Annotated in this window: 24 protein-coding genes and 1 tRNA gene; 6 read left to right on the top strand and 19 right to left on the bottom strand. The window is 62.3% G+C overall.

What is annotated here, in order from left to right; all coding sequences use genetic code 11:
* Nucleotides 1-178 precede the first annotated feature (178 nt).
* The 8 genes from QM659_RS00880 to QM659_RS00845 all read right to left on the bottom strand — a co-directional run bounded on the left by QM659_RS00880 (nt 179) and on the right by QM659_RS00845 (nt 9,488).
* The gene (locus QM659_RS00880; protein WP_415187018.1) at nt 179-1,762 is read right to left on the bottom strand and encodes a hypothetical protein; all 1,584 of its coding nucleotides are present in this window, start codon (nt 1,760-1,762) and stop codon (nt 179-181) included.
* A 402-nt stretch (nt 1,763-2,164) separates the two neighbouring features.
* Nucleotides 2,165-2,809 carry a ribosome biogenesis GTP-binding protein YihA/YsxC gene (gene yihA, locus QM659_RS00875; protein ID WP_415187017.1) on the bottom strand — a complete coding sequence of 215 codons (645 nt, stop codon included), beginning with the start codon at nt 2,807-2,809 and terminating at the stop codon, nt 2,165-2,167.
* Nucleotides 2,810-2,815: 6 nt separating this feature from the next.
* The gene (gene yidC, locus QM659_RS00870) at nt 2,816-4,951 is read right to left on the bottom strand and encodes a membrane protein insertase YidC (RefSeq protein WP_415187016.1); all 2,136 of its coding nucleotides are present in this window, start codon (nt 4,949-4,951) and stop codon (nt 2,816-2,818) included.
* 129 nt (nt 4,952-5,080) lie between these two features.
* Nucleotides 5,081-5,479, bottom strand: coding sequence for a ribonuclease P protein component (rnpA, locus tag QM659_RS00865; protein WP_303485188.1), 399 nt, complete (start codon nt 5,477-5,479; stop codon nt 5,081-5,083).
* A gap of 24 nt (nt 5,480-5,503) precedes the next feature.
* Entirely contained in the window at nt 5,504-5,641 is a 138-nt protein-coding gene (rpmH, locus tag QM659_RS00860) for a 50S ribosomal protein L34 (RefSeq protein ID WP_127077550.1), read from the bottom strand.
* A gap of 145 nt (nt 5,642-5,786) precedes the next feature.
* Nucleotides 5,787-7,118, bottom strand: coding sequence for a PQQ-dependent sugar dehydrogenase (locus tag QM659_RS00855; protein ID WP_415187015.1), 1,332 nt, complete (start codon nt 7,116-7,118; stop codon nt 5,787-5,789).
* A 56-nt stretch (nt 7,119-7,174) separates the two neighbouring features.
* Entirely contained in the window at nt 7,175-8,404 is a 1,230-nt protein-coding gene (locus QM659_RS00850; protein WP_415187014.1) for an NAD(P)/FAD-dependent oxidoreductase, read from the bottom strand.
* Nucleotides 8,397-9,488 (bottom strand): AbrB family transcriptional regulator, encoded by a 1,092-nt coding sequence (locus QM659_RS00845; RefSeq protein WP_415187013.1) that lies wholly within the window; start codon nt 9,486-9,488, stop codon nt 8,397-8,399. The genes QM659_RS00850 and QM659_RS00845 overlap by 8 nt, the downstream gene beginning before the upstream one ends.
* Nucleotides 9,489-9,853: 365 nt before the next feature.
* Here QM659_RS00845 and QM659_RS00840 point away from each other — a divergent pair, with 365 nt between their 5' ends.
* Complete coding sequence (locus tag QM659_RS00840; protein ID WP_415187012.1) at nt 9,854-10,864, top strand: alpha/beta fold hydrolase; 1,011 nt, start codon at nt 9,854-9,856, stop codon at nt 10,862-10,864.
* 168 nt (nt 10,865-11,032) lie between these two features.
* Here QM659_RS00840 and QM659_RS00835 read toward each other — a convergent pair whose 3' ends face one another.
* The 4 genes from QM659_RS00835 to mntR form a co-directional block, all read right to left on the bottom strand.
* Nucleotides 11,033-11,704: a hypothetical protein gene (locus tag QM659_RS00835; RefSeq protein WP_415187011.1), complete on the bottom strand. Its 672-nt coding sequence runs from the start codon at nt 11,702-11,704 to the stop codon at nt 11,033-11,035.
* 276 nt (nt 11,705-11,980) lie between these two features.
* Nucleotides 11,981-12,604 carry a polysaccharide biosynthesis/export family protein gene (locus QM659_RS00830; RefSeq protein ID WP_415187010.1) on the bottom strand — a complete coding sequence of 208 codons (624 nt, stop codon included), beginning with the start codon at nt 12,602-12,604 and terminating at the stop codon, nt 11,981-11,983.
* A gap of 91 nt (nt 12,605-12,695) precedes the next feature.
* Nucleotides 12,696-13,538 carry a tyrosine-protein phosphatase gene (locus QM659_RS00825; protein WP_415187009.1) on the bottom strand — a complete coding sequence of 281 codons (843 nt, stop codon included), beginning with the start codon at nt 13,536-13,538 and terminating at the stop codon, nt 12,696-12,698.
* 310 nt (nt 13,539-13,848) lie between these two features.
* Nucleotides 13,849-14,298 carry a manganese-binding transcriptional regulator MntR gene (gene mntR / locus QM659_RS00820; protein WP_303485168.1) on the bottom strand — a complete coding sequence of 150 codons (450 nt, stop codon included), beginning with the start codon at nt 14,296-14,298 and terminating at the stop codon, nt 13,849-13,851.
* A gap of 247 nt (nt 14,299-14,545) precedes the next feature.
* Here mntR and QM659_RS00815 point away from each other — a divergent pair, with 247 nt between their 5' ends.
* The 3 genes from QM659_RS00815 (at nt 14,546) to QM659_RS00805 (ending at nt 16,698) form a co-directional block, all read left to right on the top strand.
* Entirely contained in the window at nt 14,546-15,850 is a 1,305-nt protein-coding gene (locus tag QM659_RS00815; RefSeq protein ID WP_415187008.1) for an Nramp family divalent metal transporter, read from the top strand.
* Nucleotides 15,851-15,976: 126 nt separating this feature from the next.
* Nucleotides 15,977-16,051: transfer RNA gene (locus QM659_RS00810), tRNA-Val, on the top strand.
* A gap of 23 nt (nt 16,052-16,074) precedes the next feature.
* The gene (locus QM659_RS00805; protein ID WP_415187007.1) at nt 16,075-16,698 is read left to right on the top strand and encodes a hypothetical protein; all 624 of its coding nucleotides are present in this window, start codon (nt 16,075-16,077) and stop codon (nt 16,696-16,698) included.
* Between the two features lie 7 nt (nt 16,699-16,705).
* Here QM659_RS00805 and QM659_RS00800 read toward each other — a convergent pair whose 3' ends face one another.
* The 6 genes from QM659_RS00800 to QM659_RS00775 form a co-directional block, all read right to left on the bottom strand.
* Complete coding sequence (locus QM659_RS00800) at nt 16,706-17,752, bottom strand: glycosyltransferase (RefSeq protein WP_415187006.1); 1,047 nt, start codon at nt 17,750-17,752, stop codon at nt 16,706-16,708.
* A 20-nt stretch (nt 17,753-17,772) separates the two neighbouring features.
* Nucleotides 17,773-18,969, bottom strand: coding sequence for a lipid-A-disaccharide synthase (lpxB, locus tag QM659_RS00795; RefSeq protein ID WP_127077559.1), 1,197 nt, complete (start codon nt 18,967-18,969; stop codon nt 17,773-17,775).
* Nucleotides 18,970-19,103: 134 nt separating this feature from the next.
* A complete protein-coding gene (locus tag QM659_RS00790) occupies nt 19,104-19,943 on the bottom strand; it encodes a hypothetical protein (protein WP_127077560.1) in 840 nt (279 codons plus the stop codon).
* Nucleotides 19,903-20,601 (bottom strand): TetR/AcrR family transcriptional regulator, encoded by a 699-nt coding sequence (locus QM659_RS00785; RefSeq protein WP_415187005.1) that lies wholly within the window; start codon nt 20,599-20,601, stop codon nt 19,903-19,905. Before QM659_RS00785 ends, QM659_RS00790 begins: the two co-directional genes overlap by 41 nt.
* Nucleotides 20,602-20,613: 12 nt before the next feature.
* The gene (locus tag QM659_RS00780; protein ID WP_415187004.1) at nt 20,614-21,834 is read right to left on the bottom strand and encodes a patatin-like phospholipase family protein; all 1,221 of its coding nucleotides are present in this window, start codon (nt 21,832-21,834) and stop codon (nt 20,614-20,616) included.
* Between the two features lie 6 nt (nt 21,835-21,840).
* Nucleotides 21,841-22,317 (bottom strand): phasin family protein, encoded by a 477-nt coding sequence (locus tag QM659_RS00775; protein WP_303485150.1) that lies wholly within the window; start codon nt 22,315-22,317, stop codon nt 21,841-21,843.
* A gap of 170 nt (nt 22,318-22,487) precedes the next feature.
* Here QM659_RS00775 and QM659_RS00770 point away from each other — a divergent pair, with 170 nt between their 5' ends.
* The gene (locus tag QM659_RS00770; RefSeq protein WP_415187003.1) at nt 22,488-24,485 is read left to right on the top strand and encodes an SDR family oxidoreductase; all 1,998 of its coding nucleotides are present in this window, start codon (nt 22,488-22,490) and stop codon (nt 24,483-24,485) included.
* A gap of 148 nt (nt 24,486-24,633) precedes the next feature.
* On the opposite strand, the gene QM659_RS00765 is transcribed toward QM659_RS00770, so the two are convergent.
* Complete coding sequence (locus QM659_RS00765; protein ID WP_415187002.1) at nt 24,634-25,587, bottom strand: outer membrane protein; 954 nt, start codon at nt 25,585-25,587, stop codon at nt 24,634-24,636.
* Nucleotides 25,588-26,167: 580 nt separating this feature from the next.
* Here QM659_RS00765 and QM659_RS00760 point away from each other — a divergent pair.
* On the top strand, nt 26,168-26,653 hold the full coding sequence (locus QM659_RS00760) for a hypothetical protein (protein WP_415187001.1): 486 nt from the start codon (nt 26,168-26,170) through the stop codon (nt 26,651-26,653).
* The last annotated feature ends 54 nt before the right edge of the window (nt 26,654-26,707 follow it).

Below are 26,707 nucleotides of genomic sequence, written 5' to 3'. Positions count from 1 at the left end.
CCCGCATTTGATGATTGCAGCACAGTGTTGACGCGCCGTTGCCCGGACGGCGAGCCAAGCTTATGGTCTTGAAGCCTTCATTTTCGTTAGCGCGGCACAACCTAAAGATGTTTTCAGGTGTCGGGCGAACGTGGGAGGATCGCGTCCGGTATGCGCGGCGCGTCTTCGTCCGCGCTCGTCACCAGCCGAATGTGACGCCCGCCTTGCCCGCCATGACGCCACTGCTCGCGCCGACACCGAAGCCGCCATCGAGCGCAACGAGCGTCCCCGGCCCGAACACATCGCGGCCGATGATGCCCGCACCCGAGAGGCCGAACGCGCTTTCGCCCTCGAAATTGCCCCAACCGGCCCGCACCGCGAAGTTCTGCCCCGGCGCAAAGATCGGCTGCTGAAGCGCGAGCGCAATGGCGACGCCTTCCTGCGTTTCGTCGATCCGACGGTTCGCGGAACGCAAGCCCGCATTCTGGTTCACACTGCTGAAAACCGCATCGACATAGGCCTTGTTCGCGGCATCGGTGTCGACGAGCGGCGTCGCGACATTATGCACAACGGCCCGGCCCATATCGACGGAACCTCCGCTGGCCACCTTGATGTTGGAAAGCGTCGTGGTTCCGGTCGCGGTCAGATCCTTGGTTGTGAGCTTGTCCGAAACCTCGACATGCCCGTCGACCACCTTCGTATAGCTCGATCCGTCTGCTGTCGTGACCGTGAGCTTCATGCCCTGAAAGGTCGCCGCGTCGCCGCTGGCATTCAGATCGATGTAGTTCGTTCCACCAGGGTGTTGGATGTAGATATGGTCCGTCGTCAGCGTCCCGGTGTTGATGGATCCCGTCGTAACGGATGTCGGCGTGATCGTGGTGGTGTTCGTGCCGTTCGACACCGTGAGGTTCGACGTGCCGAGATTGGTCGCGTTGAACGTGTTCGCCGTGATCGTGTTCGTTGTGATGCTGTCCGAATTGATCGCGCCGGTCGACAGAGAGGCTGAACTCAGGGTTCCGGTGGTTGAAATGGAACCCGGCAGAACCGTGCTGGTATTCGTGCCGTCCGTCACCGTGAGCGACTGCCCCTTGAAGGCGCCGCCGTTGAATGTCGAGGCGTTCACGGTTGTGGCATTCACGATACCAGTGTTTACCGAACCCGAGGTGACGGCTCCGGTCGTGGTCAGCGATGTGGCTGAAATCGCTCCTGTCGCATTGACATTGGTAACCGACATGTTCGTTGCGCTGAAGTTGTCCACGTCGAGCGTGGTCGCCTTCAGCGTGCCCGTCGTCACCGAGGTCGGCGTGATGGTCGTGGCGTTTGTCCCGTTCGACACTGAAAGCGAAGATGTGCTCACACTGTTCGTGGCGAGGGTGCCTCCGCTGAACGTATCTGCATAGACGGTTCCCGTCGTAACGGAAGTCGGCCCGACGGTGGTGACGTTCGTACCGTTCGACACGGAGACGCCGCCGGCCCCGAAAGAAGCGCTCGCCGCTCCATTCGACGACGTTACGCCCGAACCTTGCAGTGTCGTGGTGTAACCCGAACTGTCGGTGCCGATAACCTGGCCGTTATAGAGCTGGGACTTTTTTGAAAAGGTGCTTCCCCCGTTCGTCGAATTGGTGGAGGTCCAATCCACACCGCCGGAAGAGATGCTTTGCGCGTGAGCCGGCGACAGGCATACGGCTATTGCGATGGTGCTGACGCTGGCGAGAAGGGACAGGGTGAAGGCTACTGTTACTGCAGTGGGCTCCGCCGTCTTGTTTTGGTTTTGACGTGCCATTACTATCTCACTCAATTTTACATTTACTTTTACAGATCACACCACGCATTACAGACCAACCGAACACAGGAAGTTTTGTGCAACTTCTGATTGAACAATACGGTAAACGCGAAAAAAAAGACATGGGAATTGCACGCGGAGATTGTCTCGCCATTCACCCTTACAGGTTTCCCTGATCGGCGCGCGAGGAATTCGGCGCTGCGCCTCCAAAGGCGCAAGCACTTGGCTTAACTTACTGTTTTACAGGGGATATTTGGCGATGAGTTGCGGACGCGCGAGCGCTCTGCCCAGCCGTCGTTACACCAACCTCGGAAAATCGCCGGTTGTAAATACCCTTATGATCACGTTTGCGTGATCGCTTTATCTTGAGGGCGGCAAGGTTTCGTAAGTATTAATGAAAGATTAACAAAATTCTGCAATTGCTGTCCGCAGTTCTTCGATGCCCGAGCCTTCGACCGAAGAGGTGGCAAGGACGACGGGGTGGGCGGCGGGATGGGTCCGCATCACGGCTTCCGTCTCGCGAATGACTTGCGCCAGATCGCCGGACTTCGGCTTGTCTGCCTTTGTCAGCACGCCCTGATAGGACACGGCCGCCTTGTCGAGCAGCGTCATGATTTCCTTGTCCGACGCCTTCAGACCATGGCGGCTGTCGATGAGAAGCATCACGCGCTTGAGCTGGGGGCGTCCGCGAAGGTAGTCATGGATGAGCTGTGTCCAGCCTTTCACGAGAGCCTTGGGAGCCTTGGCGTAGCCGTAGCCGGGCATATCCACCACATAGAGTGCATCGCCGACCGCGAAGTAATTCACCTCGCGCGTGCGCCCTGGCGTATTCGAGACGCGCGCGAGATTGCGCCGCGACAGGAGTGCATTGAGCAGGCTCGATTTGCCCACGTTCGAGCGCCCGGCGAACGCCACTTCCGGCCGTTCGCCAGCCGGAAGCGCCGCAACATCGGTCACGCCGAGCACGAACTCGGCGGGAGCCTTGAACAGCGCCTCCGCGCGGGCTGCCAGTTCCCGCGCGTGGTTTTCCTCGTCGGTTGCCGTCATCCGCCGTTACCGGCCGGGACGGCGATTGCGGCCGCTCTTGCCGCGCTGCTTGACGGACTTCTTGCTCGCGAGGTTGCCTCTTGGCGCGACGGGAGCCTGCGCAGCCGGTCGTGCGGTTGCGGAATCGGTCTGCTGCGGCTTGTCGATCACGGCCTGTTCGCCCGCCGCCGTGGGTGCGGCCTCGTTAGCTTCGGCGGCTTCTGCAACAGGCGCCGTCACCTCGGCCTTTGCGGGCGGCACGGACGAAGGTTTGCCGTCGGCGGCCTTGCCCGGACGAACCGGCTCAGCCTTCGGCCTGTGAGCGGCCTCATGAGATCCATGTTTTGCAGCGCCGTTCGAGCGCTTGAGCCCGATCTGCTGGAGCAGGTCCATGGTCTTGTCCTGGCGCTTCATGATCAGCGCCTGCTGCGCGAAGGTCAGGATGTTGTTCCACGTCCAGTAGAGGATCAGGCCGGCCTGGAAGGGGGCGAGCATGAAGGTGAACAGCACCGGCATCCAGGCAAAGATCTTCTGCTGGATCGGGTCCGGCGGCGTCGGGTTCAGCCGCATCTGGAGCCACATAGAGAGGCCCATGATGAGCGGCAGCGCGCCAAGCATCAGGAAATGCGGAGGCGACCACGGGATGAGACCGAAGAGAGTGAAGATATTCGTCGGATCGGGGGCGGAAAGGTCGTGGATCCAGCCGTAGAACGGAGCATGCCGCATCTCGATGGAAACGAGCAGCACCTTGTACAGCGCGAAGAACACCGGGATCTGAACGAGGATCGGCAGGCAGCCCGCAGCCGGATTGACCTTCTCCTTCTTGTAGAGGGCCATCATGGCCTGCTGCTGGCGCGGCTTGTCGTCCTTGAAGCGCTCCTGGATCTTCTTCATTTCCGGCTGAAGCATCTTCAGCTTGTTCATCGCCGAATAAGACTTGTTGGCGAGCGGGAAGAACAGAAGCTTGACGAGAACCGTTGTCAAAAGGATCGCAATGCCGAAATTGCCGACATGCTGATACAGCCAGTTGAGCAGATGATAAAGCGGCTGGGTGAGGAAGGGGAACCAGCCCCAGTCGACGAGCTTGTCGAAGCGGTCGATCTTGTTGTCTTCCATGTACTGATCGACGAGCGCGACCTGCTTCGCGCCCGCGAACAGCTTGTTCGTGAAGGTTTCGGCGGCGCCCGGAGCGACCGTGACCGGATTTTCGCTGAATTCGACGAAGAAATCCTTCTGCGGCGTGCCAAAGAGCCGGGCCGTCAGAGGTTTGGACTGGTCGGGAACGAGCACCGCCGCCCAATATTGGTCGGTGAAGCCGAGCCAGCCGCCCTTGTCGGAGATAATCTCCTTCGACGCACCCTTGCCGTTATCGGCTGCGGGGTCGAAATTCTTGATCGCGGCTGAATAGGTCAATTCCTTCAGCCCCGCGTCCTTGAAGAGCCCGATCAGCCCCTCATGCAGCACGGAATAACCGAAAAGGTTCGTCGGCTCGTAGAGGCGCGCCACCTCGGCGCGAGGCCGAAGCGTGACAGGCTTGCCTGACTTGTTCTCCACCGTGTCGGTGATGGTGAACATGTAGTGCTCGTCGAGCGCGATCGCGCGCTTGAAGACGAGGCCCTTGCCATTGTCATACGTCAGCGTGACGGGCTTGCCCGGAGCAAGAGCGCCCGAGCCCTCTTGCTTCCACTCCGTGTCAGGGCCGGGAACGGGAATGTCCGCCTGGTCGGTATACCAGCCAGTATAGGCATAGAAGGGTTCGGGGCTGCCCGCTGGCGAAAGAAGCGTGACCGGCGGGCTGTTCGGGTCGACCGTCTGCCGATACTGCTTCAGCACGACATCATCGACGCTGCCGCCCTTGAGGTTGATCGAGCCGGTGAGCGAAGAGGTGTCGAACGCGATGCGCTTGGACTTGTCGGCGACAGCGGCCTCGCGAGACATGAATTTCGGCGTCGTGGGCACCGGGATCGCCGACGACGCGCGCGGAGCGATCGGCGCGCCCGCTGCTGCTGCGGGGTCCGCGCCCTGCTCGGCGGCTTTTTGCTGCGCCTCGATGGCCTGCTGGCGCGCCTTGTCCGATGCGGGCTTCATGTAAAGGAACTGCCAGCCAAGCAGCACGGAAAGCGAAAGCGCAATCGCGATGATGAAGTTTCTGTTGTTGTCCATGAACCCGCTCAGAAGAACCGTTCGATGCGCGCCACGCGATCGAAGAAAGACTGCCAACCCGTTCGGCCAAATCGCTTTAGCCGGTTCCCGACTTCGTGGGAAGACAATCCGGCTTTTGCGGCGCAGCGATCACGGGGCAGGGTTATTTTCCTTGTCGGCGCGCGCCGGCTGGCCCACTTTATGGAATGCACGCCGCATATCCGCAAGTAGATCTTCGAATTTTCTGGTCAGCGCGAAGGCGCGGCCAATGATCACGTAATCCAGATTCGGCAGCGCGGCTTCCCCGAAAGTCAGGCGAACGGCTTCCTTGAGGCGGCGTCGCGCGCGATTGCGGTCGACGGCCTTGCCCCTTTTCCTGCCGCCCTCGCCTTCAACGGCGACCGACTTTCCCGACACGGTGAATCCGAAGCGCGGACCTTGGTTTTCGGCGTCCGCGCGCGCGAGGCCCTGCATGATGAACGCAGGCGTCACCCATTTGCGGCCCTTCTGAACGCGCTTGAATTCCGCGCGCGTCTTCAGCGTTTCCATGGCCGCGGGCGCTTTCGCGACGGCTTAAGCCGAGAGCTTCGTGCGTCCGCGCGAGCGACGGCGCGACAGCACCGCCCGGCCCTGCTTGGTAGACATGCGGGCGCGGAAGCCGTGTTTGCGTTTCCGGCGCAGATTGCTCGGTTGATAGGTTCTTTTGCTCATGACAAGGCGCTTTCTCTCTTAAACGCCATAGATAGGGCGTTTTGGCGGCTCGCGTCAATTGCGCGATGGCGAGAAATGAGAGCCCCGGTGAAACAAGTTGCCGTTTTATGACGCCTCTTGCTCACCGGGATCCGAAAAGCCTCGGTTAATCTGCTTTCGCGCTCTGCCCCGCGCCTGCACCTGTCACACGCCACACGACATTGCCCACGTCATCGGCGACGAGCAGCGCACCGTCCTTGTCGAAGGTCACGCCCACGGGGCGCCCGAGCGCCTCGTCGTTCTGGCTGAGGAAACCCGTCAGCACGTCGACGGGCATCCCGTTCGGCTTTCCGTTTTCGAAGGGCACGAAGATCACCTTGTAGCCGCTCTTCGGCTTGCGGTTCCACGAGCCGTGCTGGCCGATGAACGCCCCGTTCGCGAAGGGCTTGGGCAGTCGGCTGCCTTCCGCGAAGGTCAACCCGAGTGACGCAGTGTGACTTCCGAGCGCGTAATCCGGCACAATGGCCTTTTCCACGAGATCGGGCCGCTGCGGTTTTACGCGCACATCGACATGCTTCCCCCAATAACTGTAGGGCCAGCCGTAGAAGCCGCCTTCCTTCACGCTCGTCAGGTAATCGGGCGGAAGGTCGCTGCCGAGTTCGTCGCGCTCGTTCACCGCCGCCCAGAGCACGCCGGTTTGCGGCTCTATGGACATGCCGACGGGATTGCGGATGCCGCTCGCGAACACCCGATGCTGGCCGGTCGCGACATCGACCTCCCAGATCATCGCGCGATCCTTCTCAAGCTCCATGCCGTTTTCGCCGATATTGCTGTTCGAGCCGATGGCGACGAAAAGCTTCTTGCCGTCCTTGCTGGCGACGATGTTCTTCGTCCAGTGGTGGTTAAGCTCGCCCGGAAGTTCTGTCAGCTTCTCGCCCGCAGCCGTGATCTTCGTCTGCCCTTCCTGATAGGGATATTTCACGATCGAATTGGCGTTGGCGACATAGAAGGTATCGCCGATCAGCGCCATGCCGAAGGGCGAGAACAGATTTTCCAGGAACACCTCGCGCGTTTGCGCCTCGCCGTTCGGGCCGACGCCGCGCAGGAGCGTGATGCGGTTCGCGCTGCCACGGTTCGAACCCGCCATCTTCATGACCTTGCCCTGTACCCAGTTGCGGAAGCCCGTGGCCTCCTTGGGTGGCGCGTCGCTTTCGGCCACCAGCACGTCGCCGTTCGGCAGCACATAAAGCCAGCGCGGATGATCGAGGCCGCGAGCAAGCGCCGAAACCTGTAACCCCTCGGCGGGCTTCGGCTTCTGGCCTTCGCCCCAGCCCCTTGCGATGGCGATGTTGACCGTGGGAAGCGTGGTTTCCTGCGGCGGCGGCAGATTGGGGTTCGGCCCCATCCCTTCCGAGACGGGGGTGGCGGTCTGGCTCTCACAGGCGGAGAGCGCAACTGCGGCGAACCCCATGGCGAAGAGTGTCCTTGTCGGCTTCACGGCATAACCTTCCCTATTCTTCGAGAGGAAAAGGGCTCGGAAGCCGCCATGTTCCCTCAAGCCCGGGAGAGGAAGCCAAGTGCCCCCTGTCCCGCCGCCGCCCCGGTCGAGAACGCCGCTTGCAGGAGATAGCCGCCGGTCGGGGCTTCATAGTCGAGCATTTCGCCGGCAATGAAGACGCCCGGCTTCCTGCGCAGCATGAAGCCGTCGAGTTCCGCGAAGGGCACGCCGCCAGCCGACGAGATGGCTCGCTCGATGGGCGCAGGCGCGGTGAGCGGCAGCCGAACGCCTTTGATGAGGCGTGCAAGCTCGGCCGCGTCGAGATCGGCGAGAGGCGAACCGCCCCGCACGGCTTCTTCGTAAAGCAGGCCGATGGCGACGGGTGCGAGCTTTGCCGCCTTGCGAAGATGCGCCGAAAGCGTTTGCTTGCCGCGTGGCCTCGAAAGCGCAGCTTCCAGAGCCCCGGCTTCGATCCCCGGACGCAAATCGATCACAAGCTCGGCCCCGCCGTTGCGCGCAAGGCCATCGCGCAAGGCCGCCGAAAGCGCGTAGATCGCGCCCCCCTCGATGCCCGCTTTCGTAATGACCGCGTCGCCGCGCACGCTCTGTCCTTCAAACGAGAACGCGGCGCCCTTCAGCGGCTCGCCCTCGAAGCGCGCGACGAAGATGTCTGAAAGGTCCGCCACAAAGCCGCAATTCGACGGTTTGAGCGGCGCGACATCGATGCCTTCACGCTCGAAGATCGGCACCCAGCCGCCGTCGGAACCAAGGCGCGGCCAGCTCGCGCCGCCAAGCGCAAGGATTGTGACATCGGCGCGAATGCTCAACGCTCCGTCAGGCGTATCGAACAACAGCGCCCCGGACTCGTCCCACCCCCGCCAGCGGCGACGCTGGCGGAAGGCGACACCGAGGGCCCGAAGCCGCCCGAGCCATGCGCGCAACAGCGGCGACGCCTTCATCGCCTTGGGGAACACGCGCCCGCTCGTGCCGATGAACGTTTCCTGCCCCAGCGCGTTGCACCATGCGACGAGCGCGGATGGCGGAAACGCCTCGATAGCGCCTCGCAGATGCGGCTCCGCGGCACCGTAGCGCGAGAGAAAGCGCGATAGATCTTCGCTATGCGTGAGGTTCAGGCCGCCGCGCCCGGCGAGCAGAAACTTGCGCCCGACGCTCGGCACCGCGTCGTACACGGTCACGGCGACGCCCGCGTTCGCGAGCACCTCCGCCGCCATCAGTCCCGCCGGACCGCCGCCGATAACGGCAGCCGTCTTTCCCGTCTCACCCATAGCGCCCACTCACCTCCATGTGTCGCGCGACAAAGCGCGCGAGCGGCGGCCCGATCATGAGGATGATCAGAAAACGAATGGTTTGCAGCGCCATGACAAAGGGCACGTCGACATTCGTGGACGCCGCGATGATGGCGACCGAGTCCATGCCGCCGGGGCTCGTCGCGAGATAGGCCGTCAGCGCATCGATGCCGAGCGTCTCGGTGAGAAGCCAGGCGAGCAAGGCCGAGAACGCAATCAGCGACGCGACCGAAAGCACGATCTTCGGCAGCGCGCGAAACGCATGGGCGAGGATGCCCGGCGTGAAGCACAGGCCGACATTCCAGCCGAGCAGCGCATAGGTCGCCGCCATCAGCCATTTCGGCAGCTCGATATGGACGAGCCCGGCGAGGTTGAGCGCGGAACCCGCGAGGAGCGCGAGCAGCATCGCGCCGGAAGGAAAACGAGAGGCGCGACCGAGAACGGCGCAGACGCCCGCGAGCGCCAGCGTCACGGCGAAGGCGCGCTCGTCAACGGCGGGAAACCAGGTGATTTCCGGGTGGGGAATGCCCGTCGAATGCGCCCAGAAAGTCGCCACGACCGAGGCGAGGCTCGCCACGCAGGCCACGCGGAAATATTGCATGAAGGCAACGAGCCGCGCGTCCGCGCCGAACTCGCCCGCCATGATCACCATCGCGCCCGCCGCGCCCGGCCACGATCCCCACACGCTCGTCGTCCCCGGCATTGCACGCCAGCGGCTCATGGCCCAGCCGAGCAGGCTCGACGCCGCGATGATCGCGAACACGACGCCAAGGATGATCGGCCATTCCTTCGCAAAGGACTGAAGGATCGACGGCGTGATCGCGCTCGCGATGAAAAGCCCCATCAGCGCCTGCGCGCCGATATACGGCACGCTCGCCACGCGGATCGTTGCGCCCTTGACGCCGAGCAACACGCCCGCCGCCATCGGCCCCAGAAACACCGCCGCCGGGATGCCCGCGAGGTCGAGGAGCGCCGCGAACGCCGCCGATGAAAGCGCGAGCAACAGCCACTGCCGGGCACGCGGCAGCGTTTCAAGGCGGGTGAACGGGTTCAAATGCGACACTCCCGGGCAGCATCGGCGCGGCCCAAGCCCCGCATCTACCGCGCGCTTGCGGCAAAGGCAATCCGGCGTTGGGCGGGGCCTTGTTTCACGGCTCGATGCGCTGTCGATGAACCGCTGCGGGAAATACGGTCATTGCGAAGCGGAGGTCCGGGCAGCAGCCATGCGCTTAGTCCCCAATTCTCTTTCGCGGTGTTGAAAAGGCCACGCAAGTCTCGCGAAGGCTCGCAGGCAGGGCTAATTTGGGCCGAAGTGATTCTCGGCAAGCACTCTGCCTTCGTTGCGTCTCATCCCGCTGCGATTGTGCACTGCACAATGAGCCGTTATCCTGCTCAAGCATGGCGCCTGTGCGCCGGAAGTGGAATTCGATGTCAGAGAAACCGCGTCTTTGCAGCTTTCAAAGCCTCGGTCCCAACGGCTTTCACGAGGTTGCCTATACCGAATGGGGCGACCCGCAAAACCCGCATCTCGTTTTCTGCGTGCATGGCTTCACGCGCAACAGCCGCGATTTCGACGTCCTTGCGGAAAACCTCGCCGATGAATGCCATGTGGTTTGCATGGATGTTGCCGGGCGCGGGCGAAGCGAATGGCTGCCCAAGAAAAGCGATTATTCCTTCTCGCTTTACCTCACGGACGCGGCCGCGCTTCTGGCGCGCGTTACAGCCCCGGCTCCGCCGCCAACCGGTCTGAAGCGGGTTTTCAAACGCGCGAGCCCCAAGCCGAAGCGCCATGTCGACTGGATCGGCACTTCGATGGGGGGCCTCATTGGCATGATGCTCGCCGCGCGGCGGAATTCGCCGATCCGCAGGCTCATCCTGAACGACGTGGGACCGCTCGTGCCTTGGCCTGCCCTCATGCGCATGAAGAAAGCGCAGACCGGGCTCGGTCGCTCCTTCGCTTGCCTCGAAGATGTCGAGTTCCATCTTCGCGAGACGTGTGCTTCATTCGGCCCGCTCTCAGAAACGCAGTGGCGGAACGTGACGACCAACAGCGCTATCGAGCAGCGCGACGGTTCCTACGTCCTCGCTTTCGATCCCGCGATCATCACGCATATGCGCTCTGGCGGCGTCACCGGCGTTGCCTTCGGCAATGAGTTTCTGGCCGGTGTGGATCTTTGGCCGACCTATGAGGAGATCCGTTGCCCGACGCTCGTGCTGCGCGGCGCGGAAAGCGACCTTCTGCTCAGGAAAATCGCCGATGACATGACGCGGCGCGGACCTCGCGCGAAGATCTTGGAGTTCGAGGGAATCGGTCACGCGCCATGGCTGATGGCGGACGACCAGATTGCGGCGGTGCGCGATTTTTTGTTCGCAAGCGGTTTAAGAGCCCCGGCGGCTGAACCGGTTCGCTTGAAAAAGGTTGCGCTGCACCCGGCGTGACCTCGGGAGAACTTTCAATCGGCGCAAAGCGAGGAAACGTCCGGGATTGCGCCGGACCAAGACATGGCGCGTTTCCGCATCCGTTTTTTACACGAAGACGATCCGGGCCGGCGGCGGCTGCGCCCGGAGAAGTCTCGCGGACCGACGACCGGCCGCGAGAGAGGATTTTTATCGGGCTGCGGCGATGTCGAAGCCTTCTTCCTTACAGCTTACGGTGAGAAAATCATTGATTTCCTTGACCACGCCGTTTGCGATCACGCTGAAGTTCGCGTCGACCGCCGTCGCCGACCAGATTGCGGTCTTGGCCAGAATGGGCGCCTCGATGGTGCCCCAGTTCAACTCTGCCTTGGTCGCTCGACCGTTCTCGAAGGTGACGACCGGCTCGATCGACAGCTTGACATCGTAAGCGGCGCCCTCAGCCGGGTTCTTGTTGTCGAGCTTGCAGACGATGTCATGCTTCTTCAGCTTGAGCGTTGCGGATGATTTCGAGGCGGCCTGGCCGATCGCATCGCGGTCGACATCAATCTGCGCCGAACACTGCGCATGTCCCCATGGCCATGTCAGCTTGTCTCCAAGAAAGCGCGCGTGAATATTGGCGCCGAGCCACGTCTTCGTGACGTTGCACGAGATGGGCGTGCCGCCCTTCGCCTCGGCGAAAGCCTGGCAGATTTCGCGCTTGCACGCCTTGCGGTCTTCCTTTTCCTTGACGAGGCGCGCCTCAAGCTCCGGCGCGAGGGCCGAGGTGGGCGTCGCATCCTCCGCCGAAGCCGGAGCGGAAACTGTCAGGGTCAGCGCGGCAGCGCCTGCGAGAAGTACGGATTTTTTTATCCACAGGGTCATGTTCTCTCCAGGAATTGTTGAGTTTGCATGCGATATCTGCGGATCGGGCGATGGAAGGCGATACCATGCCCCGGCGCCGATGTGACCGCGCGATTTCTGCGGGGAAAGCCTGGGCCAGACAGACGCCTTGGGCAGATCGCGAGACCCGCCCGATGCGCCGCAAGCAATAGACCGGGACTTCAATGCCTCCAGGCGCGGATAACCGGAAAATGTCCGCAAAACAGACGCCGATGAAATCAGGACAAAACCGTTCATTTTCGTCGAAGCGGTGGCGCGCTAAAGCAATGGAACCACGCTTGCAAGCGGAAGCATCTTGACGAAGGTGTTGAAACCTTGCTTCACGGTGGAAGTAGAAACGACGACAACATCGCCCGATTGCAGGGGCGGGTCGTCGGCGTTACCGCTGCGAATTTCCGCAATATCGTAGCGAATGGCTGACCGCTTCCCGTCAGCGTTGCGAAAAACCGCGACCGTAGAATCGGCCACATCGTCGGTGCCGCCAGCCTGCGCCACAGCCTGAATCAGGGACAGACCGCCGACGATGGGCACAACGCCCGGCTTTTTCACCGCGCCCTCCACGGTAACGCGCTGACTGTTATACTCCTTCACGAAGACGGTAATCTGCGGCTTCTGAAGATACGTCTCCCCGAGGAGCGCGGTAAGTTCCTGCTCGATTTCGCGCGCGGAACGGCCACCCGCCTGGATCTCGCCGACGAGCGGATAGTTGATCGTTCCCGCTTCGGAAACCTGCACGGTCTTCGACAGGTCCGGAACCTTGAACACGGTTATATCGAGGACGTCGAGCGGTCCGACCTTGTAGGCTTTGCTCTTCGGATCGCTCATCGCGCCGTAAGTGATGGCAGCATCCTTGAGGGCATCGGCTGCGCTCGGCTGCTTCACGGGAGCGCCCCGACCCGCGACGTCCGCTTTCGGCGCAGCGGATTCGGCAGCTGAGGGCTTGCCTGCGAGAGATATCTTTTCGGCAGACGCGTCACTGAGCGAAGAGCCGCCACACGCGCCGACGAAGGCCGCGACCATCATCGGAGCCAGAAATCCGAACAGAACCTTGATCCCCATGTATATTCTCACTCGTGATTCCTTCCGGTTCCGGCAAACCGCCTGCACGGAGGTTCTTCAGGACGCCCAGAGGACGCGTGACGACCAGGTGATATGCCTCGGCTTCGCCGACAATCTTGGCGGCGGCTTCCCGCCCCTGAAGAAGGTCAGGGGGACGAGAGTCGTTGTTGTGCGCGTCGGTCGCCAGGATATGGACGCGCCCTTCTTCGAGCATCCGCTGAGCCCAATAGCGAGGACGGCGCCCGAATCTTCCCAGAAGCGATCCGGCGGTAACCTGCATCCAGACGCCTCTCGCTGAAAGCCGTTCGATGACGTCGTATTTCCCTTCGATCCAGCTCAACCGCTCGGGATGGGTCAGGATCGGCACATACCCGGCGACGAGAATGCTGAAAAACAGCTCTTCGAGGCGTGCGGGCGCCGTGTGGTGCGGCGGCTCCACGAGGACATAAGCCGTATCGTCGAGCGCCAGGAGATGCCCGCGGCGCAGCGCATCGACGAAATCGGGAACGATATGATTGTCTGCGCCCGTAGCGATGTGCAGCGGGATACCGGCTTCATCGAGCGCATGTTGCAGCGCAGCCGCCGATTTACGGATCTGAGGGCCGGTATTGTGATAGAGCCCGGGCGTTATATGCGGGGTGCAGGCGACGCAAAGCACGCCCTGATCGACATAGGCGCGCGCCATGTCGAAAGAAACCTTCATATTGGGCGAGCCGTCGTCGATTCCGGGCAGAAGATGACTATGGAGGTCGAACATTCCGCTCAAACTGTCGTTACAAATTTCACAACTTGAGCGAACTTTATTGATTTAACGATTCCATTCAAGTCCGGCGAAGGACATGAACTGCGTTTTAGATAAAGCATCCCCAGATAATATTGACAAACCACAACCTGAAGGCGATTTTTGGCGCATATTCTTTAGAATAAACGACGTTTTTACTCGTAAATGTTACAGCAGGTTGCAATAACCTCAAAACTGAGGGGCGCTTGCGCAGCAGCTCGCGAACCCCGCACGGGAGCGCGGCTCACGGAGCGGATCGTTTCCAACCACTATGGAAAATGAGCGCTTACGCCGTCTGCTTTGCCGTGAACTCGCGAAACACATCAAGCGTTTCGCCGCTCACATGATGCTCGATGCCTTCCGCATCGCGGCGCGCCGTTTCCGGCGATATGCCGAGCGCCAGCAAAAACGCCTCCACCACGCGATGACGCTCCCGCGCCTCCGACGCCAGATTCTTTCCAAGCTGCGTGAGGAACACGCCCCGGTAAGGCTGCTGAATCACGAAGCCGTCCTCGATCAACCGCTTCAGCATTTTCGCGACCGTGGGCTGCGCCACACCAAGGCGCTCCGCGATATCCACCTGGCGCGCCTCACCCCGCGCGGCGATCAGATCGTCGATCAACTCGACATAGTCTTCCACGATCTCCAGACGATGCGCGCGCCGCGTCTCGCGGAAGCTCGCGGATTGGATGTCGGCGTCGATAAGAGGGTTGCTGTCTGGGTTCTGCGTGGACATGGCGTTAATGCGAAAAGGCGATCTGTCTTGCATCCTAGAACGGTGAGCGGGGATTCGGAATCTCTTTTGAGACGGTTCGGGCCTCGGCGATGAGCGCCAAGAGTGTCTTGGCGCACCTACCGCGTTCCCGCGTTCCATCTAGCCCCTCTTCGCCTCACCGGAAATTGTTCTCCACGAAAGACAAGGGGCTTGTCGAACCGCACCTGCCCATTATAGCATAGGCTATACTTCATAGGGAGGTAAATGAATGGCTTCCGACGCGTCATTTCCGATCGATAATGTTCCAACCGCCGGCGGCGTTTCGCACGCGGCGTTGCGGGAAGCCATCGCCGGGAGGCGCGGACGGATCGTCACCGGATGGCTGTTCACCGGCCCCGCCGTGGTAGCCTCCATCGCCTATATCGACCCCGGCAATTTCGCGACCAACATCCAGGCAGGCGCGAAATACGGCTATACGCTCTTGTGGGTGGTGCTTTCCGCGAACCTCATCGCGATGCTCTTTCAGGCGATGTCCGCGAAACTCGGCATCGTCACCGGGCGCAACCTTGCCGAACTCGCGCGTGAGCGCTTTCCGTGGCCGCTGGCGCTCGTGATGTGGATCGTGAGCGAAATAGCCGCCATCGCCACCGACCTCGCCGAATTTCTCGGCGGCGCCATCGGCTTCTCGCTGCTGTTCGGGGTTTCGCTCCTCACCGGCATGGCGGCGACCGCCGTCATCACCTACGGCATCCTGATGTTCAACGGCGAGCGCTTCCGGCGTGTCGAGCTTGTCGTCGGCCTGTTCGTCGCCGTCATAAGCATTTGCTACGTCGTCGAACTGTTCATCGCGCCGGTGAACTGGGGCGGCGCGGCGGCGGGCCTCGTAACGCCGCAGATCGCTGACGCGAACGCGCTCATGATCGCGGTCGGCATCGTCGGCGCGACCGTCATGCCGCATGCGATCTACCTGCATTCCGCGCTGACGCAATCGCGCGCGGTGCTCACATCCGATGCCGAGCGCGAACGCGTGCTGCGCTTCTCGAACCGCGAGGTGCTGATAGCGCTGGCAATCGCGGGCGTCATCAACATGGCGATGGTGATCATGGCAGCGGCGGCCTTCAACGCGGGCAACCCCGAGGTCGCCGAGATCGAAACCGCCTATCACATGCTGACGCCTTTGCTGGGTGGCGCGGCGGCGACCGCGTTCCTCATTTCGCTGCTCGCTTCCGGCGTCTCAAGCTCGGTGGTCGGCACCATGGCCGGACAGGTGATCATGCAGGGCTTCTTCCGCCGCCGCATCCCGATCTGGCTGCGCCGCCTCGTGACCATGGTCCCGGCCTTCGCCATCGTCGCATTGGGCGTCGGCGCGACGGAAGCGCTCGTGATGAGCCAGGTGGTGCTGAGCCTCGCGCTTCCATTCCCCATGATCGCGCTGATCGTGCTGTCGAGCGACCGCGATCTGATGGGCCGCTTCGCCAACGGCCGCCTGACGAAAATCGCGTCGATGACGGGCGCCGCCGTGATCCTGACGCTGAACGCGGTGCTGCTTTATCAGACCGCTTTCGGGGGGTGATCGCAGAAGCCGAAGCGGAGCGGCTTGCCGCGGTCCGCTTTTCAAAGAAACGCCTTGACGAATCCGGCCCGGTTCGGTGTCTATAGGCGTGCGGCGCGTCCCCGCCGGGGCGCGCTTGCGCTTTCCGCGCGTGTAGCTCAGCGGTAGAGCATCCCGTTTACACCGGGACGGTCGGGAGTTCGATCCTCTCCGCGCGCACCATTTATTTTATTGTGGAGCTGGCCTTGAACGATTTTCCAGCAGGTCATAGCAGTCTATATCAGTTTTTATATTATTGGCAGACACTGATTTCTGGCGTTCTGGCGCTGATAGCTGCCATTATCACGATAATGAAGCTGTCCGAGCAAATACAAGTTCAAGAAAGACAGCACACTGAAACCAGACAAAGCAAGGCTTGGGCAGCAAGAGCGATGCTGCTTCTTTGCCTTAGTGCCATCAGCAAATACACAAGCGAGATGGCGCTCTGGTTGCTCGACAACAATCGGGAGCGACCTAATTCTCCTGACGAGGTTATAAAAATTCTTGTGGAAAAAATTGAGTTTTTACCTGCTAATGCATCCAAAAAGATTTTCGAAATTATTAAACAATATCAAATAATGGAGGCTAGAACACGCACGCGAGATCGCCAGACGAATGATCATATATATGAGTTTTCGTACCTGAGGGCGTTAGCGGACAGTCTTTTTGAATTTGCTCGCGAAGAAACAAACCAGGTTCAGGAACGCGAGCCGACCAGAGATAACATGGTTTGCGCACTTGATGGCATGCTGGGACTCGACCGTTATCACCATCAACATGTCTATGATCAGGTGCTTGAAAGGATAAATCGAGCCCCCAGACACGCCTAAGCGTTGCTTACGCGCAGAACGCGACTTCATCCTTCTTCAAAACCGCATCGTAAAACGCGAGCCACTGCGCCGTCACTGCGTCGGGCGTGAAATCGCGCTCGTAGGTTTCATGGCCGTTCGCGACGAGCGCCGCCGCCAGCGCGCCATCCTCCAGCACGCGGGCGAGCGCCGCGCGCAACGCCTCCACATCGTCGATGGGCACGAGCAAACCGTTCACGCCGTCGGTCACATGCGCAGCGGGCCCCGCGCTCATCGCGGCGACGAAAGGCGTCTTCGCGGCCCACGCTTCGAGGATCACATTGCCGAACGGCTCATAGCGTGAGGGCAGCACGCAGACATCCGCCGCGCGCAGCAGCGCCGAGCGGTCGGTGCGCCAGCCGAGAAAGCGCACCCGATCCGAAAGGCCCAGGTCGACGGCGAGCGCCTTCAGCTCAGCTTCGAGCGGCCCGTCGCCCGCAAGCCACGCATAGACGCCGGGAAGCCCCGCAACCGCATGGAGGAACGTGTCGAGCCCCTTCTTCTGATGCAGCCGCGACAGCGTGAGCAGCACCTTCGCATCGGCGGGCGTGTCGAGCGCGGCGCGATCCGCGGCGGGAAGCGGCGTAATCGTCGGAAAGGTCGGGATGTAATGCGCCCTGTCGGGCGCGACACCGTTCCTCACCATATGGGCGCGGATATCGCGCGTAACGCCCACAATGCGCTCGCAGGCGGCGAAATGTGCAGGATCGTAATAGCCGCCGAACCAGCCGATCAAGGGCTGCGGGCCCTTCGACGCGAGGCTCGCCGCGCGACGCATCCATGTCTGCACGATGTCGGGTTTCTCGCGCGCGACGAGGCGGCGGATCAGAAAGCGCTGAGCGGGCGCGAAGGGAAAGCGCAGCACCTCTGGCGCAAGCCGCACGCCCGCCGCTTTCAGCTCGCCGAAGCGGCTTTGATCCTCGCGCATCACCACGCATTGATCCACACCCGCTTCATGTAGCTTCATGATGACGTCGCAGGCGTAGGTTTCCGCGCCGCCGTTGGCCTTGCTCGTCATGATCTGGAGAATGCGCATCGGTTCGGCCTCTTTTTGCATCACGCTGCGGCGGCGCGGGCGGGTGCACCGTCGAGCACGGAAAGCACCACCTCGGCCGCTCTCGCGCTCGGGGTGCCCTGCGCGAGGAACATGCGCTCGCGGATCTTCGCCAGCGCGGCAAGCTGCGCGGCCCGTTCCGGCGTATCGCCGCCAAGCAGCGGCGCGAGCGCGTCCGCGAGCTTCGGCGCGGTGCAATCCTCCTGAATGAATTCGGGAAAGGCGTTCTCGCCGAGCACGAGATTGGCCAGCACCACCGAATGCACCTTGAGCAGGAAGCGGAGCCGCGCGGCGAACGGATCGACGCGATAGGCCACGACCATCGGCGTTCCCGCCACGCCGAGTTCGAGCGTCACGGTGCCGGACGCCGCGAGCGCCGCATCGGCGAGCCGGAACGCGGTGAACTTGTCTTCATCGCCTTCGAGGAGGTGCGGCTTGTTCGGCCAGTCCGCGATGGCTTCCTCGATCATGCCGCGCACATGCGGCACGGCGGGCAGCAGCATCGAGAACGGCCCGATCTTCTGGCCGAGCGCGAGCACCGTCTCGCCGAAGGGCTGCATCAGGCGCGACACCTCGGATGTGCGGCTGCCGGGGAGTACGAGCAGCACGGGGCGCCCCGGCGCTATGCCCAGCCGGGCGCGGAAGCGCTCCGTGTCGAGGCTGTCGATCCACGGCGCGCGCTCGATCAGCGGATGACCCACATAGCTGCACGGCGGCCCGCCGAGCCGCTCATGCGCGGCCGGCTCGAACGGCAGGAGCGCAAGCAGGTGATCGACATAGGGCTTCATCTTCTTCGCGCGCCCAGGCCGCCACGCCCACACGCTCGGGCTGACATAATCCACGATCGGAATGTCGGGCCGCTGGCGGCGGATGCGCTTCGCGATGGGATGGGTGAATTCCGGGCTGTCGACGATGATGACGGCATGCGGATTATAGGCGAGCGCCGCGTCCACCGCCCGCCACACACGCCGCACGAGCTTCGGCAGACGCGCGAGGATCGCCGCCGGTCCCATCACGGCGACGTCGGACAGCGGAAAAATGGATGCCAACCCTGCCGCGTGCATCTCGTCGCCGCCGACGCCCGCGAACTCGAACGCGTCTTCGCCCGCTCGCGCCTTCAGCGCCTCCATGAGCTTCGCGCCCAGCACGTCGCCAGAGTGCTCGCCCGCGACGATAAAGATGCGCCTTGCCTCTGCCATGCGTCCTCCGGTCAGCTTCGGCCTCACCCTATCGCGGTGATTTCGGGCTGTCATGTGGCAAGCGGCGCGGACGACGGGAGAACGGGGCGGCAGAGGAAGGCGCGGCCCGCAAGGAGCCGCGCCGCTTTCGCGTCTCAGTCCGCAACCTCCGCCTTCGCGAGTTCAACGTCGAGCCATTCCATGGCGTCGACCGGCTCGAATCCCGCCGCCTGCTCGTAATGCTGCGTCGCCTCGACGAGCTTCGCCTTGCCGAACAGCATCGCAAGTCCGTTCGCGTATTCGATATGCGCGACTGCGTAATCGGGAGCGAGCTTCAGCGCGGCTTCGTAATGCTCCAGCGCCGCTTCCTTGGTCGCGCCGAAGGTGAGGCGCGCCGCCATGCCGCCGACCTTGTTCACGACGTTCGCATGGAAGGCGCCGAGTGCGATATGCGCGTCCGCGTGCTTCGGCTCGATCTCAAGCGCACGTTCGAGGGCAGCCTTGATCTTGCCGCCATGACCTTCCGCCAGCGCCTTCGCGACCGAGATGCCCTGGCTGTAGCGGCCGAGCGCCTGCGCGTAGAGATACCAGCCGTTCGCGAGGTTCGGCGCTGCCTTCTGGAGGGTCTCGGCGCGGCGCACGACATCGAGAAACAGCGCGAGCTTCGCATCGTGGTCGCGTTCGAGATAGGTTGCCTGAATGTTGGCCGCCTTGTTCGCGACGTTCGCGCCGATGGGGCCGAGCGACGCGCCCAGCATGAACGCGTCCTCGAAATCGCCGCGATGGTAGGCCCGCCAGGCATCCTGAAGGATCGCCGCCGTGTCGCCCGCGTCTCCGTCCGGCGCGAGCGGGGCAAGCGCCTTTACGAAAGCCGCGTCCGGAAATGGCTCGCGGTCGCCGCGATGAAGCCGCGCCCAGTTCTTTTTCAGCAATTGGCTTGAATATTCGAATGCCTCACCTTCGTAGCGTCGCCACTTTGTTTTCTTCGCCGTCATTTTTATCTCCTCCCTTTTTTGTGTAGTGCCCGGAAAGCTTGTCGAAATGAGTGCGTTCCTGTTCGCGCAAATATGGAGCGGCCAGCGAAAGACACCGTGCGACGCCTCTGGCCAGCGTGTCGCCATCCGGCTCGGCACGCGGATTGAGGACGTAAGCGTGACACAGCCACCACGTCGCAACGAAGACCATGCGCTCAGCCAGTGCGCGCGTCTCGAATGGATCGACGAGGAGCGCGCCCCTCGCCGCAAGACCGGCAAGAAGCGCTTCCGCCGTCCGCGTCTGTTCCTCTATGACACGGCGTATCTGCTTTTCGATGACGCGGTGCCGGGACAGAAGCTCGATCAGGTCGCGGTAAAGGAAGCGATGCCGGAGGATCGTCTCGAAAGTGAGATGGAGGAAAAGCCAGAGGTCGTCCGCCTCGACGGCCCGTGCTCCCGGCAGCGCAAACGTCGCTTCGATCTCGACGAGATAATCCTGCACCAGATCGTCGACGATCCTTTCCTTCGACGGGTAGTGATAGTGCAGATTGCCGTGGCTGATGCCGACATCGGCGGCGATTGCGGACAGCGTCACGTTCGGCTCGCCGAAACGGTTGAAAAGCAGAAGCGCGGCGTTGCGGATGCGCGCGCGCGTCTGGCGTTTCGGCTTGTGCTCCATCGCGGGCCGCTCCTAAGGCCCATCTGCCGCGCGCAGCGCGGGTTCGAGCCGCGCCAGCGCGTCGGACAGCTCCTGCAAGGTCGTACCGAGGCGCCGGCCGCCGTCTTCTTGCGGCAGAAGCGTGAGGGTCGTGTCGCGAAGCACGTCCTCATCCAGCGAAAGACCGTGCCTCGCGAGGATCGGCTTCAATTTCGACGCTCGGGCGCGAAGATCGGCGCGGGTCTGCTGGTAGGCATGCTCACACAGCCGACGCCGGTCCGCATAGCTGAACACGTTGGTGAAGAAGATCATCGCGTCGTCCCGGCGCGGCTCGAACAGCACGATATCGGCTTCGGGATATTCGTGCCGGTAGCGATCCATGCCGACCTTCATGCGCGAATAGATCAGCGAACGGATGGTTTGCGACATGATGGTGACGAAGCCGCCCTCGGCGAGGCTTCTTATATCCATGTCGGGATGAGGATCGTCTGCCTTGAACGGCACGAGCGGATTGATCGCGAACAGGAGGCGCACGCCGTCGCGCAGAGCAGCAGAGGCGTGCAGCGTTTTTTGCAAGGCGCCGTCGACATAATAGCGGCCGTCGATCAGGACCGGCGGAAAGAAGCCGGGCAACGCCGCGCTCGCCTCCACCGCGCTCGAAATGCGCACGTGGTCGAAGCCTTTCGCGCCGAAAGTGACGAGTTCGGAACGGTCGAGGTCGGTGGCGACGATATAGAGCTTGCGCCGCAGCTCGCGAAAATCGTCCGTGTGGCCGGGAGCGGCGGCCAGCCTTTGCAGATAATCGCGAATGGGCTTGCTGTCGAACAGGCCGCCCGGCAGCGCCTGCGCGAGCCGCTGAAACGACTCCACCACGCGCCGCCGATTGGTCCCGCGCACGTAATCGGCGACCGCCGACGCGAAAAGCGGCGGCAGCATCGCGAGGCGTTTGGCATACTCGCCGAACGCCGGTTTCATGAGCACTTCCGGCTCGAACGGATCGTCGGCACGCTCCGTCTCGATGAAAAGCTCGTACATGTCGCGCGGCGTGATGCCGTTTGCGAGACCGGCCGCGAAGAACGCGCCCGCGCTCACGCCGACATAGACGTCGCATTCCGTGAGGCGCAGGCCGCAAATCGCCTCGTCGAGCGCCACGAGCGCGCCGACCTCATAAATGCCGCCGAGAGGGCCCCCGCCCGCAAGCGCGACCCCCGTCCGCGGCGGCCTGACGCGACCGCTTCCAGCTTTATCGCCCATGGCGCATCAGGAATGCGCGCGCGGCGAAGCCTTCTTCGTGGCCGGCTTTTCGGCAGCTTCGGCGACGGTCTTCTTCTTGCCGCCGCTTTCCGCGTCCTCGTCGAGTTTCGCCGAAAGCTTTTCGGCAACCTTCGTCAATTCGTGCACCCGCTTCGACAACGCGTCGATGTCGTTCTTCGTCGGAACGTCGAGGCTGTGCAGCGCGCGGGCGACGCGGTCGACGAACACCTGTTCGAGCTTGTCCCACGTGCCGGTTGCCTTGGACTTCACGTCCGAGATGGCTTCCTGCGCCTGCTTCGACGTGCGGTTCTGCACCGCTTCGCCTTCCTTCACGAGCGCTTCGAAAAGCTTGCCGCCTTCTTCCTGCGCCTTGGCGAAGGCGCCGAGGCCCGCTAGCCAGATGTTCGCCGCGGAATCGCGGATCGTCTGAACGAGATGGGTTTCGCTGCCGTCGCCGGCGAGTTCGTTGAGTTTCTTTCCCATTTTATCCTCCCATTCCCTTCGCTGTGCGAATGGTTTTATGTATTCGTATTTATAATCTGCAGGGCCGGAAAGTCGATTGACCTCAATCAAACCATTCTAGGCTGTTCTGCCTAATCATTTAGTGGGACGGGCGACGGCGGGAGAACATGCCGCGTCCTAGGGAGGGTGCCATGATCTATTTCGTAACCGGCGCGAGCGGCTTCATCGGCAAGCGGCTCGTGAGGGCGTTGTTGTCCCGGACCGACGCGACCGTCTACTTCCTGATGCGAAGCCACGACCCGGCGCGGGCCGACGCCCTTCGCAAATATTGGGGCGTGACGGCGAAACGCGCCATCGCGGTGCAGGGCGATCTCCTGAAACCAGACCTCGGCGTCTCGGCGAAGGACACGCGCGCGCTGAAGGGCAAGGTCGACCACCTCTTCCATCTCGCCGCCATCTACGATCTCGACGCCGACGCCGAAATCGAGATGCGCACCAACATCGAGGGCACGCGCAACGTCGTCCGCTTCGCGGAGACCATCGGCGCGCGGCATCTCCACCATATGAGTTCCATCGCCGCCGCAGGCCTCTATGAAGGCACCTTCCGCGAAGACATGTTCGAGGAGGCGCGCGGTCTCGACCATCCCTATTACGCAAGCAAGCACGAATCCGAAGGCGTCGTTCGCCGTGAATGCTCCGTGCCGTGGCGCGTCTACCGGCCCGGCATCGTGGTGGGCGATTCGAAGACCGGCGAAATGGACAAGATCGACGGGCCCTACTACTTCTTCGGCCTCATCAAGAAGATCCGGGGCGCGGTGCCCCCTTGGATGCCGCTCGTGGGCCTCGAAGGCGGGCGCATCAACATCGTGCCCGTCGATTTCGTGGTCGCCGCGCTCGACCACATCGCGCACAAGCCAGGCCTCGACGGCCGCGCCTTCCATCTCACCGATCCGCATCCGCATCGCGTCGGCGATGTGATGAACATCTTCGCGCATGCGGGCCATGCCCCCGACATCAGCATGCGCGTCAATGTCGGGCTGCTCCGCCTCGTGCCGCCCGGCCTCAAGGCGGGGCTGTCGTCGATGCCGGTGCTGCGCCGCCTGCAGGCCGCGCTCCGCAAGGAACTCGCGCTGCCGAAGGACGTCTTCACCTTCCTCAATTACCCGACGCGCTTCGATTCGAGCGAAACGCAGGCGATCCTCGAACCGGCGGGCATCACGGTGCCGCGCCTCGACGATTACGCCGCCGCGCTCTGGGATTACTGGGAACGCAAGCTCGACCCGGATCTCATGACGGCGAAGACGCTGCGCAAGAAGCTGGCGGACAAGGTCGTGCTCATTACCGGCGGCTCGTCAGGCATCGGCAAGGCCACGGCAATGAAGCTCGCGGGCGCGGGCGCAACCGTGCTGATCGTGGCGCGCGATCCGGCGAAGCTCGAAGCCGCGCGCGAGGAAGCGGCCGCGAAGGGGCTCACGCTTCGCACCTACGCCGCCGATGTGACGCACGCCGAAGAGTGCGAAGCGCTGGTGAAGCAGGTGCTCGGCGAGCATGCGCGCGTCGACGTGCTCATCAACAACGCGGGCCGGTCGATCCGCCGCGCCGTCGCCGACTCCTACGACCGCATGCACGATTTCGAGCGCACGATGCAGGTGAATTATTTCGGCGCGGTGCGCCTCACGCTCGGCCTCCTGCCGTCGATGGTGGAGACGGGCGATGCGCATGTCATCAACATCTCGTCCATCGGCGTGCTGACGAGCGCGCCGCGCTTCTCGGCCTATATCGCGTCGAAGGCGGCGCTCGAAGCGTGGACGCGCGCGGCGGCCGCGGAATATCTCGAAAAGGGCGTGCATTTCACCGTGGTGAATTTCCCGCTCGTGCGCACGCCGATGATCTCGCCGACGAAGATCTACGACCATGCCGCCGTGCTGACACCCGATCAGGCCGCAGAGATGCTGGCCGAAGCGATCCTGCACCGCCCGGCGCGCGTCGCCACGGGCCTCGGCGTGTTCGGCGGCCTCGTCGGCGCGACCGCGCCCCGGCTGGGCCTGCTCGTCAACAGCGTGCTGTTCCAGCTCTTCCCGGACACCGCAGCGAAAGGCAACGGCGCCGCGGCGGATCGCGCGCCGGAACCGCACCTCACCGCCGAGCAGGTGGCCTTCTCGACGCTCTTCCCGGGGATTCATGTGTAACGGGGCGCGGGGCGCGGGCTAACAGCATCAAGAAAGGCCCCCGCCGATGGGGGGCGGGGGCCCTGAAGTTCAGAGGCGGATTCGCCGATCAGGCTCCCGGAGCGCGTCGGGCTGGCGAACGCGCGCCCCGTTTCAGAAGATGGCGCGGCTATTTCAGGCCGACATACTCGCCGCCGCCGATATGGTAATTCAGGCCGACAGTGACCGCATCGGCTGTGAAGTCGACCTTTGTCCTGCCGGTGAGGGTGGAGGTATAGTGGCCGCCATTGTAAAGATCCGCCGATTTTCCCGGCGCCAGCGGAATTTTATATGCATCGCTGTAGTTGTAGGAAATGCTGCCGAAGTCGAAGCGTTGATATTCCGCTTTGAGCGACCATGCCGAAGTCAGCTTATATTCAACTCCCGCCCCAATGGTCCAGCCGACGAGCGTCTCGCTGTGGTCATAATCGAATTTGGAGGGAGCCCCGTTTCGAGCACAGTTGCTATCATTCCCAACTGTATTGCAGTTCTGACCGGCATAGTTGGCCTTGAAATTCCCATTCAGGAACGCAACGCCGCCTTTGGCATAGAACAGCGTGCGATCAAAAGCGTACCCTACGCGCCCCGTGATGTCGCCGTACAGATCGCCGGAAGCGGAATAGCTCGCGTCGACATCGCACATTCGGTGATCATAGACGACTTCGGTCTTCCCGCCGTCGTACTGGCCCACGCAAGCTCTTGGCTTGTTCTCCGTCTTGAAACTCTTGTTCTCGCTCGCGTCCACCTTGAGGTAGCCAATATCGCCCTCAACGCCGAACACGAGGTTTCCGCTCTGGAAGTTGTATCCGAGTTGCCCGCCGCCCGTGAAGCTAGTGGTGTTCAGGCCGCCCTTGTATTGCGGATCGCCCACATAAATGAAGGTGTCGTCGACGTCGGCCTTGCTCCAACCTGCGCCGGCATGGCCGCCGATGTAAAAGCCCTGCCAAAGCGCCGGCGCTTCGTAGACCGGTCCATCCTTCAAGCCGCGATAAAGGTCGGCGGCAAGTACCGAATTTCCTGAAACCAGAATTCCACAGAAAACAACACTACACGCAGTGCGTGCAGATCTAAAAATAGCTGACATTGTTCTCACCCGATCTACTCAACCAGCGGTTCCGAAGCCCATTTCAAAAATCAATGCGCCGATCGAATCCGCGTCCACATAGTATTGAATAGCCGCAACGTATTTTTTTGCCAGAGCAACTGACTTGTATCGACCGTTGCCTTGAACGTTCGTGACCGTTTTGTCACAAATTACGGTAAATACTTTCCGTCATGAAATATGATATTAGACGCCGCGGAACTAATACTACCTATGATTGTCATTCTCTTCAATGCACGCACGCGAACAAGATGCCCGCGCGCTCGCAGACCCGCTCCCGTCGCCGGTTACCTTCCGACTCGACCGACAGGCAGCGCGCGGGCGGACGCCGCTCTCGGCAGACCCGCCGGAGAAGAACGATCCGCAGAACGGCGACGGTCGCCGCGGTGATGGTGGAAGAGACGGTTGGATTGGTCGTCAGCGTGCGCCCGGCGTCAAAATGCAAGGCGAACGCGCGCACAGGATTTCGTGGCGCGCGGGCTTGCGAGCATTGCCGCCGCCGGACACGATTGAGGAAGAACGCAAGTTGGCGAGCTGAGAGCCGAACCTGCGCCCGCAGCGGATGGGCCGAAAATCCTTCGCCCACGAACGACACGCTTCACAAAATCGTTCCGCTCCGCATAAAACTGATTTTAATAAAAAGGCGATGCATCTCTTGTCGCCGGTCAAGCGCGCGCGTGCCAACAAAGGCCAGATCATGAAGCTGCTGCAATCGCTTTTGCTTTTCACGTTCACGATGATCGCGTCGCTGATCGCGTTTACGTATACGGCGATCCACTTCCCCACGACGATGCGCGAGCTTCTCTCCGGCGCGCAGCACGTGCGCGACCAGATGCAGTCCCTTTATCTCCCGGATAACTTCATGGTGTGGGTCGATATCTTCCTTCAGCCCAACCAGATCGTGCTGGTCGGCATCTCGATCGCGATGCGGTTCTTGATCGGAATCATCGGAAGCTTCGTGTCGCGCAACCGCACGCCCAAGCCGACGCCTCGCAGCGACCCCGCATCAAACGCGGGAACCAATCCAGCCTTCGGAAGGTGGGGCTGAGGCTCGTCGCTCGCATCTCGTGAGAAGAGCGCGCGCCCCAAGGCAGAGGCGCGC

It is taken from the genome of Rhodomicrobium sp. (assembly GCF_047605405.1).
In the GTDB taxonomy this organism is placed as follows: Bacteria; Pseudomonadota; Alphaproteobacteria; order Rhizobiales; family Rhodomicrobiaceae; genus Rhodomicrobium; species Rhodomicrobium lacus.
This window is presented reverse-complemented; position numbering and strand designations above follow the sequence as displayed.

Excerpts from the sequence above, each read along its gene's own strand:
- QM659_RS00880 (WP_415187018.1), bottom strand. The coding sequence starts at position 1,762 with ATGGCACGTCAAAACCAAAACAAGACGGCGGAGCCCACTGCAGTAACA.
- yihA (WP_415187017.1), bottom strand. The coding sequence starts at position 2,809 with ATGACGGCAACCGACGAGGAAAACCACGCGCGGGAACTGGCAGCCCGC.
- yidC (WP_415187016.1), bottom strand. The coding sequence starts at position 4,951 with ATGGACAACAACAGAAACTTCATCATCGCGATTGCGCTTTCGCTTTCC.
- rnpA (WP_303485188.1), bottom strand. The coding sequence starts at position 5,479 with ATGGAAACGCTGAAGACGCGCGCGGAATTCAAGCGCGTTCAGAAGGGC.
- rpmH (WP_127077550.1), bottom strand. The coding sequence starts at position 5,641 with ATGAGCAAAAGAACCTATCAACCGAGCAATCTGCGCCGGAAACGCAAA.
- QM659_RS00850 (WP_415187014.1), bottom strand. The coding sequence starts at position 8,404 with ATGGGTGAGACGGGAAAGACGGCTGCCGTTATCGGCGGCGGTCCGGCG.
- QM659_RS00840 (WP_415187012.1), top strand. The coding sequence starts at position 9,854 with ATGTCAGAGAAACCGCGTCTTTGCAGCTTTCAAAGCCTCGGTCCCAAC.
- QM659_RS00835 (WP_415187011.1), bottom strand. The coding sequence starts at position 11,704 with ATGACCCTGTGGATAAAAAAATCCGTACTTCTCGCAGGCGCTGCCGCG.
- QM659_RS00825 (WP_415187009.1), bottom strand. The coding sequence starts at position 13,538 with ATGTTCGACCTCCATAGTCATCTTCTGCCCGGAATCGACGACGGCTCG.
- mntR (WP_303485168.1), bottom strand. The coding sequence starts at position 14,298 with ATGTCCACGCAGAACCCAGACAGCAACCCTCTTATCGACGCCGACATC.
- QM659_RS00815 (WP_415187008.1), top strand. The coding sequence starts at position 14,546 with ATGGCTTCCGACGCGTCATTTCCGATCGATAATGTTCCAACCGCCGGC.
- QM659_RS00800 (WP_415187006.1), bottom strand. The coding sequence starts at position 17,752 with ATGCGCATTCTCCAGATCATGACGAGCAAGGCCAACGGCGGCGCGGAA.
- lpxB (WP_127077559.1), bottom strand. The coding sequence starts at position 18,969 with ATGGCAGAGGCAAGGCGCATCTTTATCGTCGCGGGCGAGCACTCTGGC.
- QM659_RS00790 (WP_127077560.1), bottom strand. The coding sequence starts at position 19,943 with ATGACGGCGAAGAAAACAAAGTGGCGACGCTACGAAGGTGAGGCATTC.
- QM659_RS00785 (WP_415187005.1), bottom strand. The coding sequence starts at position 20,601 with ATGGAGCACAAGCCGAAACGCCAGACGCGCGCGCGCATCCGCAACGCC.
- QM659_RS00780 (WP_415187004.1), bottom strand. The coding sequence starts at position 21,834 with ATGGGCGATAAAGCTGGAAGCGGTCGCGTCAGGCCGCCGCGGACGGGG.
- QM659_RS00775 (WP_303485150.1), bottom strand. The coding sequence starts at position 22,317 with ATGGGAAAGAAACTCAACGAACTCGCCGGCGACGGCAGCGAAACCCAT.
- QM659_RS00770 (WP_415187003.1), top strand. The coding sequence starts at position 22,488 with ATGATCTATTTCGTAACCGGCGCGAGCGGCTTCATCGGCAAGCGGCTC.
- QM659_RS00765 (WP_415187002.1), bottom strand. The coding sequence starts at position 25,587 with ATGTCAGCTATTTTTAGATCTGCACGCACTGCGTGTAGTGTTGTTTTC.
- QM659_RS00760 (WP_415187001.1), top strand. The coding sequence starts at position 26,168 with ATGGGCCGAAAATCCTTCGCCCACGAACGACACGCTTCACAAAATCGT.